Genomic DNA, 13,983 nt, shown 5'->3' with positions numbered 1-13,983 from the left:
CGGAAAAATACCATGAGCATTGGGTGCAAAACGTAGAAGTGTAAACAGTAATCAGCTTTATCAATAATAGAGAATATGGGTTCCCTTTTATACTCTTTGTCTCAAGCTGCAAATATATGTCCGACATCGGAATTATTTTTGCGACATCGCCTACAGGTGGTAGAAGAATTGTGGGAATCAGTTTTGCGGCAAGAATGCGGTCAAAATATGGTAGATCTGTTGCGGCAGTTGCGCGATCTATGTTCGCCAGAAGGACAAGCAACAAATGACCAAGCCTCCTCAGCCGTAAAATTGATTGAACAACTGAATATCAACGAAGCAATCCGAGCGGCTCGTGCCTTCGCTCTGTATTTTCAGCTGATTAACATCATAGAGCAGGAATATGAACAAAAGCAGCAATTGAGTCGCTTTGAGGCAGAAATTGAGCCAGCAGATCAGGAAACCCTAGCCAATATTATCTATTCATCCAATCAAGGAGAAGACGACGCGCCTGTTAACAGGGGGATAGTAGGAGACTTATTGACAAAGAATTGGCTGGATAAAGCATCAAGCAAACAAAAAGGTACTTTTGCTGCTTTATTCCCTTATTTATTCAAACTGAACGTACCACCCCAGCAAATTCAACGGCTAATTTCACAACTGGATGTGCGCTTAGTCTTCACCGCTCACCCCACAGAAATTGTTCGTCATACCATCCGGGATAAACAGCGACAGGTAGTAAAACTCTTGCAACAGCTCGATTCTTTAGAAAGTCGGGCTGGTAGTACAGGAGGAGGATATGCTTGGGAAGTAATAGACTTACGTGAACAATTGCTTGAAGAAATTCGCTTGTGGTGGCGCACAGACGAACTTCACCAGTTTAAACCCTCGGTACTAGATGAAGTAGATTATGCCCTGCACTACTTTCAAGAAGTATTGTTTGATGGCATTCCCCAACTTTATAAACGCTTCAAATACACTTTAGCTGCTACCTTTCCTTGGCTGGAACCGCCGAGTAAAAACTTCTGCTGTTTTGGTTCTTGGGTAGGTTCAGACAGGGATGGGAACCCATCAGTAACACCAGAAATTACCTGGCAAACAGCTTGCTATCAGCGCAAAATGGTCTTGGGAAGATACATCGAGTCAGTGAAGCAGCTGATTGAATTATTGAGTGTGTCGATGCACTGGAGTGATGTTTTACCAGATTTGTTGGAATCTCTGGAGTTAGATCAGTCTCAGTTGAGTGAAGTATACGACGCCCTGGCGCTACGTTATCGGCAAGAACCCTATCGGCTAAAGCTGGCTTATGTGCAGAAACGGCTAGAAAATACACGCGATCGCAATTTAGCCTTGTACAACCGGGAAACGCCGAAAAATCAAGACACCCCAATGTACCGTTCGGGAGCGGATTTTTTAGCAGAACTGCGGTTGATTCAACGCAACTTAACCGAAACAGGTTTAAGCTGTCGGGAACTAGAAAATCTCATTTGTCAAGTAGAAATTTTTGGCTTTAACCTGACACAGCTAGATGTCCGCCAAGAATCATCCCGCCACGCCGATACGTTGAATGAAATTCTGGAATATTTACAAGTACTACCCCAACCTTATAACGAACTCACTGAGGAACAAAGAGTCGCTTGGTTAACAGGAGAACTGAAAACTCGTCGGCCGTTAATTCCAGCAGAATTGCCATTTTCCGAAAAAACCAACGATGTAATTGAAACCTTCCGCACTATGCGATCGCTGCAACAAGAGTTTGGCGGCAATATCTGCCACACTTATATTATCAGTATGTGCCGCGAAGTTAGCGATGTCCTGGAAGTGTTGCTGTTAGCTAAAGAAGCCAGACTTTTTGACCCTGCCATTGCTGTAGGAACGATTCAAGTTGTTCCTTTATTTGAGACAGTAGAAGACTTGCAACGCTCCAAAAGCGTCATGCGTCAGCTCTTTGAACTCCCCTTATATCGAGCTTTGTTAGCCGGCGGCTACCAAAATACAAAAACAGAAGGCAGTGTAAATTTATCCTCCCAGTCTTCTCCAGCTTCCTCTGCTCCCCCTACCTCCCCTACATCCCCCCTCACCCCTAACTTACAAGAAGTTATGCTGGGGTATTCTGACAGCAACAAAGACTCTGGTTTTTTAAGTAGTAACTGGGAAATTCATAAAGCCCAAAAATCACTCCAGACAATCGCAGAAGGGTATGGCGTGAATCTGCGGATTTTCCACGGACGAGGCGGTTCTGTGGGACGTGGTGGCGGCCCAGCTTATGAGGCTATTTTGGCTCAACCGGGTCACAGTATTAATGGGCGAATCAAGATTACCGAACAGGGGGAAGTTTTGGCTTCCAAATACTCATTGCTGGACTTAGCTTTGTACAATCTGGAAACCATCACCACTGCTGTGATTCAAGCTAGCTTGCTGCGGACTGGGTTTGATGATATTGAACCCTGGAATGAGATTATGGAAGAATTAGCAGCGCGATCGCGTCAACATTATCGTGCTTTAATCTACGAACAACCCGATTTTATCGACTTCTTCCACCAAGTAACCCCGATTGAAGAAATCAGCCAACTGCAAATTAGTTCCCGTCCCGCACGGCGTCCATCTGGTAAGAAAGATTTAAGCAGTCTAAGAGCTATACCTTGGGTATTTAGCTGGACACAAACCCGCTTTTTGCTGCCTTCTTGGTATGGTGTCGGCACAGCTTTGCAAGAATTCTTGAATGGAGAACCAGAAGAACACCTGAAATTACTACGCTACTTTTATGTCAAGTGGCCCTTTTTCAAGATGGTCATTTCCAAGGCAGAAATGACCTTGGCAAAAGTAGACATACAAATGGCGCACCATTATGTTGAGGAATTGTCAAAGCCGGAAGACAAACTTCGCTTTGAGCAGGTTTTTGAGCAAATTGCCAGTGAATTCTATCTCACAAGGGATTTGGTGTTAAAAATCACTGGTCATAATCGACTTTTAGATGGTGATCCTGTATTGCAGCGATCTGTGCAATTACGCAATGGTACAATTGTCCCCTTGGGATTTATACAGGTTTCCCTGCTCAAGCGCTTACGACAATCCCTAAATACTACTGCAACTTCTGGAGTTATCCACTCCCGTTACAGCAAGGGTGAACTACTGCGAGGGGCATTGTTAACCATCAATGGCATTGCCGCGGGTATGAGAAATACAGGTTGAGTTGCTGCGCGGAGTCCTTTGTCATTAGTCCTTGGTAATGTTCTAATGACAAAGGACTATGACAATTGACAATTAACAAATGACTAAAAATCGAATTTTAATTTGCACCTTTTTAGCACTGTCATCAGGTTTTTTTGGTGGTTATATTGGTGGACAAATCACCTTAATGCTACATAACCAAAAGTGCCAAAACCAGCCCTGGGGTTTTAAGCAGATGTGCAACGCTTGGGTAACACCAGGAGCAATGTGGCAAGGTAGCACTACAGGAATATGGACAGGCACAATCTTAGGGGCATTTGTCGGCGGTTCCGTGACGCGTCAAACTCGTAATTAGTCAATAGTCATTTATCATTTATTTTGACCCTTGACTCCTGTCTCCTATCTCCTGTCTCCTGTCTCCTATCTTCTTAATCAACCATCAGTCGGAGCAATAGGCGATTGCAAATTACTCAAGGTTTTCCACGTGTGAGTGCTAGTATCAAAACAACGCCAATCCCCAGAGCGCTCTTGATAGCAAAACAGACTGCGATCGCGACCATCAAGATTATCAGTTAAATAATATACAATTCCTCGAAAAGGATAAATCTTGCGACTTAGCCGCTTAGCCACTGCTTGATTCGGACATTCGATAACAAGAACTGGTAGACCATCCAGGTGAGCCAACGAAAAGATACACATCCGCAAAATGGCTCTGAGCCAACTTTCTGAGTTGTCAAAATAGTCGTCTATGATTTTGTTAGTCAGAGCTTTTTCGAGCTTACGGTCTTTGTCGTGAGGAGTTTGGACATCAGACATAGCATCACCTAATTGCCACACCGTTGGTTTGAGATTAAACCAAAATCTTCAAAACTGACAAGTGTATATATATGTATAGTCAGCGTATATGGTATCGCAATTCTAAAAAAATACTAGTGAGTAAGCAAACAGAGCATTCAGGGATCAGCAAGGCTGGTAAAATCTGCTTATAGCCTTGAGAGCAAATTATCATGCCTACTGAAACTAACCCAGGGAATCAAACTACTACGGGTGCTGATGCTGTTGATGAAGCCATCGCGCAAGGAATTGATTTTGATGGTTCTCCCATTCCGCCTGCCAAGCTAGAACTTTATGGTAAAGTCATGGCGCTAGAGGGCAATAGACAGCGTAGTGGCGTTTCTAATACAATGCGATCGCGTATTGTGCGAATTGGTGCAAAACATATTCCCCAAGCAGAACTCGACAAATTACTTGTAGATGCTGATTTCGCACCTCTAAAAGAGAAAGAAATTGCCTTTTTTTATAGCGGCAAATAAATATTAGCTGAAAATAATAAAATAGGACTTTTGGAAAAGGCTTTTCACTTTTGTGTCTTAGTAAAGGCAGTCCGTTCAAGCTGGGAAACTTACCCACACGGCTGCCCTCGCCTTGGTAGTTAAAAAATTACCTTTTTAACCACTAAGACTCTAAGACACAAAGAAAAATATATTACACCTTGAAAGGGCTAATGTTAATTAATTTAGTGTTTTAAAAAGGCTATGCAAAGCATTACATCAAGATCCAATAATAGAAATTAATTTTTAATAAATTGACATGATAAATATAACAGCGATTGGTATAAATTTCAACATGATTTAGATGAGGTTTTCTGTGATGAAGTGGCTAAAACGAACCTATCAATTTCTTTTTACTAGGAAATCCTTATTTAATTTTCATCTAGCTCTGTTTCATCTTTCGCTTCGAGGAATGGGTATCTTAAATTATGAAAGCAAAGTTGATTCAGGAGAAGACTTTTTTATTAAAAACTACGTCAAAGGAAAAGAAAAAAAGGTAATATTTGATGTAGGTGCGAATAATGGTAGTTATTCGCGTGAAATTAAGACTGAAGCTCCGAACTCGATTTTATATTCATTCGAGCCTCATCCTGTACATTTTAATACATTATCCAAAGTTGCTAAAGAACTCAACTTTCAAGCAATTAATGTTGGATGTGGTGATCAAAAGGGTAAAGCAAAGATATATGACTACCGGGATCAAGATTCTTCAGGACATGCGTCGCTGTACAAGAATGTCATAGAAGTGCTGCATTATTCATCATCGAGAGAGTACGAAATAGAGATAACTACCATTGATGATTTTGTTAAAGAGCATAATATTAAAGAGATAGATTTTCTGAAGATAGATACGGAAGGGCATGAGTTAGCTGTCTTAAAAGGGGCTAGAGAAACCCTTAATAGTGGCATTATAAAAATGATCCAATTTGAGTTTAACGATATGAATATTGTGTCTCGAACATTCTTTCGAGACTTTCAGGAGATTTTAAAGGGGTATAGTCTTCATAGAATGATGCGAGATGGACTTATTCCTATGAAGGCGTATTTAGGTGGGAGACAAATTCATTATGAATTATTTGCCTATCAAAATATTGTTGCGATTCGTGATTAGAGCCGAGTTTTTGAAAGGAAAAAGTGTTAATAATGGCTCCTGACTAAGACTACTTAAAATTACATCAGATGGTCAAAAACCTGATAATGTGATCAAAGTTATTAAATCGAAAAAGAGTAGATTATGATTAGTCAGCGATCGCACACAATGCCACGTTATAAATAATCACTAAACTGCTCATTTTTTAATCTCAATTCTTCAAGATTTGATATGATTAACTTCGGAGTTTTAGCCTCTAGCTCGCTAAATATCTCCGATTTTTTAGCTAGCACATTTAGAGGATGTCTGAGAAGTATTAAATATTTCGCTTGATCCCCCTTTTTAAGGGGGATTTAGGGGGATCTACAAGTCTCGAATACAACACCAAAAAGTTTTCAAACATCCTCTTATAAATATTCAAAAAATGCTTCTGGTACTAATCTTAATTCACCAGACTTAAAGCGAGAAATATCTATCCATAGTGCTAGATGTTTATGAGTTTCTGACTCAGAAAAAACTAAACTTTCTAGTTGATAAAACTTTGGTTCGGCAAAATCACATTGATAAAGTTGAATAATTTCGTGTCCCTGTCTACCATTAAATGTAAATAGATTTTCTATACAACCTAGATAGCGAATATTTGTTAAATCTGCCTGAATTTCCTCTTGAAATTCCCGTTCTAGAGCTAGGCGGCTGGTTTCACCAAATTCAACACCACCACCCAGAGCACGATAGAATGTGTCTTGCTTTATAGGGTCATAGCCTTCAGAAACAAATATGCGTTCGCCCTTGGCGTTGGCGGAGCCATCGCCATCCCTAATTAATCCCAAGGCTAATAGCCGAATTTCACCTGGTTTATTCATTGTTGTAACTAATTGTCGTAAATAGAGTGGGAACGACTGTCACTATCTTCGACAGGCCAATCTGCATTTTCGCCACCAATGTATAATTCTTCAAGAGTGACATATTCCTCAGAAAGCTGTGTAAGAGCATTGATTAAAATATCTAAGGCGATCGCATCACTCGTTCCTAAGTCAAACCAGCAACGTGCCCACACGCCTTCGTACTCAAACTCGCCCATGTTATGCATCAGCGCTAACAGGCTTTTATCATACCCTTGTGGATCATAATCCATGTAGTTGATATCTGCTCCAGTTTCCTGCACTTGCAGATTTTCAGCATTAAATGCACCCAGTTTACCTAGATAAAACCAGGAATTAAAAACCTCTTCTACATACTGCTTTTCTCGTCCAGAAGGAATGGTGCTGAATTTTAGCCAAATCCAAACATCAAATGGATTAAAATCACGGAACTGAATGTGCATTGCGGACAAATATTTTAACTACTCTTACTAAAAATAAGCATATCAGGGTAGGGCTGGGGATCAAGAGACAGGAGATAGGAGACAGGAGTTATTTTTTCCATCTTCCCAATGCCCAATTAACCACCCTGATTATTCAGGCGACTAATAGCACCACCGCGCTCACTCTCAATTTGTTTTACTAAATTAGCTGGGAGTTGAGATCTTTTAGTCAATGCTTTGTCAAAATTAGCGATCGCTTCTTGGATAAGTTGTTGGCTTTTTTCCTTTCTTCCCTGTTCTTTGAGGATTTGAGCTTTGAGATAATAAATTTCTGGGTTATCAGATGTAGTTTTTATCGCACGGTTGGCATACTCTAGCGCTTGAGAGTACTGTTTTAAATCTCGGTAGGCAAGAGCAATACCCCGATCTACGAGGTACTGAGGAGCAGCATTTCTTTCTAACCGTTCAATTGCCTGATCCGGGCTAGCAAAAGGTAAGTTGACAGCCAACATCAAATCCATATAACCTTTGATTAAATTCAGTTCTGGGTCATTTGCAGAAATCGCTTCGGCTTTGTCTAAATATTCATAAACTTGCCGCAACCGACCTAAAGCTCTAGGCGCACCGTTGACTGTACCCTCGCGTGTGAGAATTACCGCTCCTTCTAAAAAATGACCAACAGCAGTGTATAAATTACCACGCAAAGGGTCGGTTGAAATCAATTTTTGTCCAGTTTCTAAGGTTCTCTGGCTGTAGCTGTCTAGTTTGTCAAAATCTTTTTTTCCATAAGCTAAGGATGCCTTCATAGCATAAGCTAGAGGTTCATTTGGCTCATTGGATAGTGCTTTTTGCAGGTAACGCTCTGCTTCTGGATAGTTACCTTGTTGGAAAATTGCTTTAAAAGCTGCTTCCGTTTGATCGCCAATTTCATGAGGTTTATTACTCCGAAACGGATCTCCAGCAAGGGAGGGACTTATCCACAAATTAAGAGCGATTGCCCAAGGGGCAACACCAAAGGCGATCGCACCTGTAAAAGTAACCTTAGCAAAGCTAGTAAATTTGGCAAACAAAATTGGTCGAGAAAAAAACCGTTTAGTCATTTTAGCCCTCAGAATAATTGCCGTTGAAATAGTTGTATGTCTTACTTAAAATGCAAAAAATGGTTAATCCTAAAATTGCGACGATTTCAGCCAACACTTTCTACACAGGTTGACTTCGGTAATTTTTTCAGGTTCCCATGCTTGTTGTAGGCATTGTTCACGGGTAAGTCTGCCACAATGGAGAGGATTCATAAATGGCGCTTGGACTTCTTGGACACCGCCACCTGATAACTTCGGAGAGAAGGTGGATGATTCTGGCTGCTAGATTAAGGTGTAAACGCAGGTAATGCGCGATGAATACTTTTCAGAATCTTCTAGTTGCTCTTGGTGTAGTTAATCAGTAATTTGCTGACTTTTTGGTAATCTTAACAAATGCTCTATCTTAGAAATCTAACTTATCACCCAACAGCTTGCCCAACAGCGATTCTCAAATCAATCAACCTAGAATTAGCACCCCAGCAGCTAGGTCTGATTATTGGCCCTAGTGGTTCTGGTAAAAGTACCTTACTAGAAATTTTGTCGGGACTAGCCGAACCTACTTCTGGTGCAGTCTTGTGGCGAGAACAAGAACTCATAGCCGAACAGCTACAACAATTGGCTGGGTTAGTATTTCAGTTTCCAGAGCGGCATTTTTGCGGTGGTTCGATTTTAGAAGAATTGCGTTTAGGGCATCCTGAATTAGGGTCAGAGCGAGTCAGACAGGCACTAAGTGAAGTAGGATTAGAGCATTTATCACTTTCGGCAGCACCTTATGCTTTGAGTGGTGGTCAGCAACGACGTTTAGCTTTGGCAGTGCAATTAATTCGCCAGCCAAATTTACTATTGTTAGATGAACCAACAGCTGGATTAGATTGGTCAATGCGTCGGCAACTGGTAAATTTATTAGCAAAACTGAAACAAGATTGGACATTGTTGATAGTGACACACGATGCTGGTGATCTTTTGGCGATCGCAGATCGTTGCTGGACACTCAACCACGGTGAACTAGAATCAATTGACCCAGAAACTCTAAGAGCCAAAGTCAAAGAACCCCAACCGACAGCGTGAAATAGAGTAGGGAGAGCAGAATTTTAGATTTTAGATTTTAGATTTTAGATTTTGGATTGAATAATCTAAAATCCGTCTTGGAAAGTTCTGTTCGCTATGCGGGTCTTACTGCCCAACCGTTCTTTTAGAACGGTTGCCTTGTGTCCAGAGGACACAAAGGAGAGGCGCAAGGCTTTGCGCCTCTCGGCAGTGAACAGACCATCGGATAGCGCAGCGTAAAGCCTTCGGCATGGCTTCGCTTAGAGCGAGTCCGCGAGCGTCGGAAACCTCCGCCCAGACTTTCCGCAAAATTGTAAATCCAAAATTGAGGAAATAGGGGGAGCAGAGGGAGCAGGGAAGGCAAGAGGAGCAAAACTAATGACCAATGACAAATGACAAACCCAACAACTCCCTTACTGCCAGAAATGCCAGAGATATGGCAGCAAACTCTGAATTGGCAACCAACTGCTCAACAGCAAGCACAATTCCAGAGGCTTTATGAATTAATCCTGGAAGGAAATCGCCAATTGAATTTGACTCGCATTACCGAACCCCACGAGTTTTGGGAAAAACATCTGTGGGATTCTTTGCGAGGAATTGCGCCCCAAATGCGATTTATCTCTTCTCTACAAACGGGTGCGTCTGTAATTGATATTGGCACAGGTGCAGGTTTTCCAGGGATTCCGGTAGGAATTGCTGTACCTAATTGCACAGTTACTCTTTTGGATTCTACTCGGAAAAAAATTACTTTTATCGAAAAAATATTGACCGAACTTGCTCTTACCAATACCAACACTCTCATGGGTAGAGCAGAAGAAATAGGTCAACAATCCCAGCACCGACAAAGCTACGATATTGCTTTGATCCGTGCTGTTGGTACAGTATCCGTTTGTGCAGAGTATGCCCTACCATTGCTTAACCAGGGTGGGTTAGCCATAATTTATCGTGGTAATTGCACAGAAGATGAAATAACCACTTTGCAAACTACTGTTAAGCAGTTAGGTGGAGTTGTTGAATCAATAGAGCAATTTCTTACTCCTATTAGTACAAGCATCCGTCACTGTTTGTATTTGCGTAAAACAGCAACCACGCCAGCTAATTTTCCTCGTGCTGTTGGTGTACCTACTCAAAAACCTTTGTAATGCTTAATTCGCTCTGGGTCTACGCCCCGTCAAGCTAACGTAATTAAGAGGCGTCAGATTTAGTCTGCGTAACATTATTTGAATCTGTTGCCCTATTTTGAAGAATTGATATCAGGAGGAAATGAGCTGAAGAAGAAAAAAAGAAATTAGCCATCAAGCACAAGGAATCTCAATTATAAATTCTGTGCCCTTATTAAGAACAGAGTTACAGTTTAACTTGCCACTATGGGTTTATTTAACAATTTGACGAGCGATCGCTAACGCCAATCCTGTTCTTTTACCAACCTATTTGGTGGTAAGCCATCCTAAATCATTCGTGAATAACAAGATTTCCGACTTCTATAAAAAAGTTGGGAATCTGAGCCTTTAAAATAACTCTAAACTATTGACTAATAAATGAGGATACTAAAAAATGGCTGCGAAAAAGATTTTAATGCTCGTTGGGGACTATGTGGAAGACTATGAGGTAATGGTTCCTTTCCAAGCGTTGCAAATGGTGGGACATACAGTTCATGCAGTTTGTCCCGATAAGAAAGCTGGCGATCAGGTGCGGACAGCTATTCATGACTTTGAGGGCGACCAAACTTATAGTGAAAAACCCGGCCATAACTTTAGTTTAAACGCTACGTTTGCACAAGTAGAAGCTGAAACTTACGATGCTTTAGTTATCCCTGGAGGACGAGCACCAGAATATATCCGTCTGAATCAACAGGTACTAGAAATAACTCGTCACTTTGCTCAAGCAAATAAGCCTATTGCTGCTATCTGCCACGGCTTACAATTATTGGCGGCTGCTGATGTACTGCAAGGCAAGAGATGTACTGCTTATCCTGCTTGCCGTCCAGATGTACATATAGCTGGAGGTATCTACGTAAATATCCCGATCAATGAGGCAATAGTTGACAGCAACTTAGTGACAGCACCAGCTTGGCCTGCTCACCCGCGTTGGCTGGCAGAATTTCTCAAAGTACTTGGAACTAAGGTTGAACACTCGGAACTAGCTACAGTTAATTAAGTGTTAGCAAAAGTTAACTCCCAAGTTGTTTGCCTAATCATTCAAGTCTGAAAATTATCAGTAGTCAGCAGTCTGTTGTCAGTGGGAAAAAGAACTGGCAATAGACCGCTGATAATTTTATCTTTTTTGAATACGACTAAATGTGGTAAAAACTACTATTTTCTGACAAATTATCATGCGTTTAATTTGCAGTAGAGTGTCAGGAGTAGATAATTTATAGACTATGATTAATAAACCTGACATAGACACAGGAAACGCTACTAACAGCCTAAATGCTTATTAACATTGGTAAAACAATTTTAAATTTTGAGACAAATCGAAGCAATGGCTTCCATCAATCAGAACTTTAATGATTTTGAATTTATTAGCAGTGAGTGAAGCTATAGTGTATTTAGTAATGTTGTGTTGATGTGGCTAAGGTTAAGTCCTACTGCCAAAGTATTTTAAGAATAATTTTAGAAACGTACTCAACTCGATGACAGGCAAAAACGCAAGACAAAATGCATTTCTGCGGCTAGTGTCTGGTAATGGAGCACCTTCTGGGTCAGAATCTCGCTACTCGCTCCCTCCCAGTAAAGAGATGGTAATTGGACGCGACCCCAGCTGCCAAGTTGTCTTGGATGCCATGATGCACCGGATGGTATCTCGTCGTCATGCAGTGGTTCGTCCCCTCTCTTCATCACCAGATAGCAAATTCAGCTGGTTGGTTTGTGATTTGAATAGTGCTAATGGCACTTATTTAAATGGACAGCGTTTGTACGGGTGTCAGGAATTGCACCCTGGCGATCGCATTTCTCTGGGTACTGATGGGCCGCAATTCGTTTTTGAGTATGAATTCACTTCTCAAGCAACAGTAATGTCGGCTAACCAAGTCACACCATTGCCTTCGGCGACAAACTACTACAACCACACACAATTAAAGCCGCCAGATTCGGTTAGCTTTACTCAACTGTTTCCAATTATTTCCACTGGTAAAGATTTGACTCGTAAAGCTTACCTCGTACCAGGAATACTGACGGTAGTCTTTGTGGTACTGATGTTTGCTACGGTAGGTCAACCCCAAGCCAATCAAGTTATAGTAGCGACTTACATAGCTTCTGCTGCTTACTATTTTGTTTACCAACTTTGCGGTAAACAAAAGCCTTGGTGGGTGCTAATGGCTACCGCATTAAGCACAACGCTAATTTTGCTCAGTCCTCTGTTGAATTTCTTTATCTTCGTATTTCGCGGCATTCTGCCTGGTAACTTATCTTCGCCTCAAGACTCTACAACCTTTACAGAGTTGCTAGTGCGAATGTTTTTTGGTGCGGGGTTAATGGAGGAATTACTCAAGGCATTACCTGTACTAGGAGCGTTTTTTATTGGAAGAATACTGTCCTCACCTTGGCGGGAACGCATAGGTGTTTGGGAACCTCTAGATGGCATTCTTCTAGGAACGGCTTCTGCTGTAGGTTTTACTCTATTGGAAACTCTCGGACAATATGTGCCAGATATCACTCAAAATGTTACCCAACAGGTGGACATCGGAACTGGTCAATTGGTGGGTTTACAATTACTTATTCCGCGAATTTTAGGCTCTGTCGCCGGACACATGGCTTACAGTGGGTATTTGGGCTATTTTATTGGTTTGGCTGTGCTCAAACCCAGTAGGAGTTGGCAGATTCTTTTGGTTGGTTATCTGAGCGCCGCTGCACTTCACGCTTTATGGAATGCTACAGGATCTATCAACGCTCTGCTGTTAGTGGTTGTTGGGGTTTTGTCTTACGCCTTTTTGATGGCGGCAATTCTCAAAGCACGGGCGCTGTCACCAACGCGATCGCAAAATTTTGCAACTCGCTTTTTGGGGCCAAAGTAGCAGAGGGGCAGGGGGAGAATAATAACTCTTGACTCTTGACTAACTATTTGTGTCTTGGGATAGATGGCGGTATTCTGACAATAAACTTATTGTAAAATTAAATTGGGGTTTCTATATCTGAAGGAAGAAAATAAGAGAACTGTAATACTTTTAACACAAGCATTACTCCACTTACAGACATCATACATACTTGCCCCCTAAATCTAATCAAAAATAATGTGAGATCAAAGGAATAGATACAGGCTGAAGTTATGGTTTAGGCTGAAAGCTGTTGAGTTGATTTAAAGCATAGTAAGCGATCGCCAAACTAACTTTAGCTTGCTCTATTTCTGATAAAGTTTTCCACTCACGATTTTCAAGATTACTAATTACGGATGCTACATTTTGCGGTTCTTTGCTTCGCATAGAGTAGGCAAGAGGACGGGCTAAGACCAATAGGTCATCTGCTCCCCAAGTTGGTAGTACACTCTGAACGCACTCAACCAGCTGGCCGCCTATTGATTGGTGAGGCGCAAAAATTTCAGCAGCTTTCTTGGCGATCGCGTTGAGCCAAACTTGGGGGACACAGGGAGCAAAAGTATTTTGTAAAGTTTCTTGAAGATTAAGATCAAGTGCTTGTTTTGTAGTATGCTCGTAACCTGAAGATTCTGGAACACCAGACCAAATTGTATCTAGATGGTTGTAAAAACTTTCTGATCTTGTTGTCAGTTCATCCTCTAGCCAATCTGGGATAACAAATTGCTGTTCTAGTTCGTGAAAATAAGCTTCAGACTCCTCATCAGCCGGATTCCAGGGATAAGTAATATCCTCTGATTCCAATAACGCTTCTAAAAACTCTAAATCTACTTGAGACGGCAAAGAGTTGGAAGTGTTAAAGCTGTTGATTTTATTATTCATTTTTTGCCTCATGATTGATTAATTAGCGGTATTGACAGCTACAACTGCAAGGATCAGATTTCCGCAAAAACCAA

13 protein-coding genes are annotated in these 13,983 nt (G+C 41.4%); 8 read left to right on the top strand and 5 right to left on the bottom strand.

The annotated features are described in order from the left end of the window. The first annotated feature begins 75 nt into the window (after positions 1–75). Together FNW02_RS08705 and FNW02_RS08700 are read left to right on the top strand one after the other, a co-directional pair. Positions 76–3,171 carry a phosphoenolpyruvate carboxylase gene (locus FNW02_RS08705; protein ID WP_191757156.1) on the top strand — a complete coding sequence of 1,032 codons (3,096 nt, stop codon included), beginning with the start codon at positions 76–78 and terminating at the stop codon, positions 3,169–3,171. A 79-nt stretch (positions 3,172–3,250) separates the two neighbouring features. After that, positions 3,251–3,505 (top strand): hypothetical protein, encoded by a 255-nt coding sequence (locus FNW02_RS08700; RefSeq protein ID WP_191757155.1) that lies wholly within the window; start codon positions 3,251–3,253, stop codon positions 3,503–3,505. 77 nt (positions 3,506–3,582) lie between these two features. On the opposite strand, the gene FNW02_RS08695 is transcribed toward FNW02_RS08700, so the two are convergent. After that, positions 3,583–3,966, bottom strand: a complete 384-nt coding sequence (locus FNW02_RS08695) for a hypothetical protein (RefSeq protein ID WP_191757154.1) — start codon at positions 3,964–3,966, stop codon at positions 3,583–3,585. Between the two features lie 191 nt (positions 3,967–4,157). Here FNW02_RS08695 and FNW02_RS08690 point away from each other — a divergent pair, with 191 nt between their 5' ends. Both FNW02_RS08690 and FNW02_RS08685 read left to right on the top strand, forming a co-directional pair. Beyond that, positions 4,158–4,463 carry a small RNA NsiR4-regulated ssr1528 family protein gene (locus FNW02_RS08690; protein ID WP_191757153.1) on the top strand — a complete coding sequence of 102 codons (306 nt, stop codon included), beginning with the start codon at positions 4,158–4,160 and terminating at the stop codon, positions 4,461–4,463. 337 nt (positions 4,464–4,800) lie between these two features. Continuing rightward, a complete protein-coding gene (locus FNW02_RS08685) occupies positions 4,801–5,592 on the top strand; it encodes an FkbM family methyltransferase (RefSeq protein WP_225225542.1) in 792 nt (263 codons plus the stop codon). Between the two features lie 386 nt (positions 5,593–5,978). On the opposite strand, the gene FNW02_RS08680 is transcribed toward FNW02_RS08685, so the two are convergent. From FNW02_RS08680 to FNW02_RS08670, 3 genes are all read right to left on the bottom strand, one after another. Next, on the bottom strand, positions 5,979–6,434 hold the full coding sequence (locus FNW02_RS08680; RefSeq protein ID WP_191757151.1) for an NUDIX hydrolase: 456 nt from the start codon (positions 6,432–6,434) through the stop codon (positions 5,979–5,981). A gap of 8 nt (positions 6,435–6,442) precedes the next feature. After that, positions 6,443–6,895, bottom strand: coding sequence for a DUF3531 family protein (locus tag FNW02_RS08675; RefSeq protein WP_191757150.1), 453 nt, complete (start codon positions 6,893–6,895; stop codon positions 6,443–6,445). A 116-nt stretch (positions 6,896–7,011) separates the two neighbouring features. Next, positions 7,012–7,974, bottom strand: a complete 963-nt coding sequence (locus FNW02_RS08670; protein ID WP_191757149.1) for a Sll0314/Alr1548 family TPR repeat-containing protein — start codon at positions 7,972–7,974, stop codon at positions 7,012–7,014. Between the two features lie 372 nt (positions 7,975–8,346). Between FNW02_RS08670 and FNW02_RS08665 the strand changes: the two genes are divergently transcribed. The 4 genes from FNW02_RS08665 to FNW02_RS08645 all read left to right on the top strand — a co-directional run bounded on the left by FNW02_RS08665 (position 8,347) and on the right by FNW02_RS08645 (position 13,012). Next, positions 8,347–9,021 (top strand): ABC transporter ATP-binding protein, encoded by a 675-nt coding sequence (locus tag FNW02_RS08665; RefSeq protein ID WP_191757148.1) that lies wholly within the window; start codon positions 8,347–8,349, stop codon positions 9,019–9,021. 371 nt (positions 9,022–9,392) lie between these two features. After that, the gene (gene rsmG / locus FNW02_RS08655) at positions 9,393–10,142 is read left to right on the top strand and encodes a 16S rRNA (guanine(527)-N(7))-methyltransferase RsmG (protein ID WP_191757146.1); all 750 of its coding nucleotides are present in this window, start codon (positions 9,393–9,395) and stop codon (positions 10,140–10,142) included. A 412-nt stretch (positions 10,143–10,554) separates the two neighbouring features. Then, positions 10,555–11,157 (top strand): DJ-1/PfpI family protein, encoded by a 603-nt coding sequence (locus FNW02_RS08650; protein WP_191757145.1) that lies wholly within the window; start codon positions 10,555–10,557, stop codon positions 11,155–11,157. Between the two features lie 475 nt (positions 11,158–11,632). Beyond that, positions 11,633–13,012, top strand: coding sequence for a PrsW family glutamic-type intramembrane protease (locus tag FNW02_RS08645; protein WP_191757144.1), 1,380 nt, complete (start codon positions 11,633–11,635; stop codon positions 13,010–13,012). Between the two features lie 249 nt (positions 13,013–13,261). On the opposite strand, the gene FNW02_RS08640 is transcribed toward FNW02_RS08645, so the two are convergent. Further along, positions 13,262–13,909 (bottom strand): hypothetical protein, encoded by a 648-nt coding sequence (locus FNW02_RS08640; RefSeq protein WP_191757143.1) that lies wholly within the window; start codon positions 13,907–13,909, stop codon positions 13,262–13,264. Positions 13,910–13,983 lie beyond the last annotated feature (74 nt).

It is taken from the genome of Komarekiella delphini-convector SJRDD-AB1 (genome assembly GCF_014831675.1).
Taxonomy (GTDB): domain Bacteria; phylum Cyanobacteriota; class Cyanobacteriia; order Cyanobacteriales; family Nostocaceae; genus Komarekiella.
Note: the sequence above shows the minus strand (reverse complement) of the source record. Positions and strands in the feature narration are given on the sequence as shown.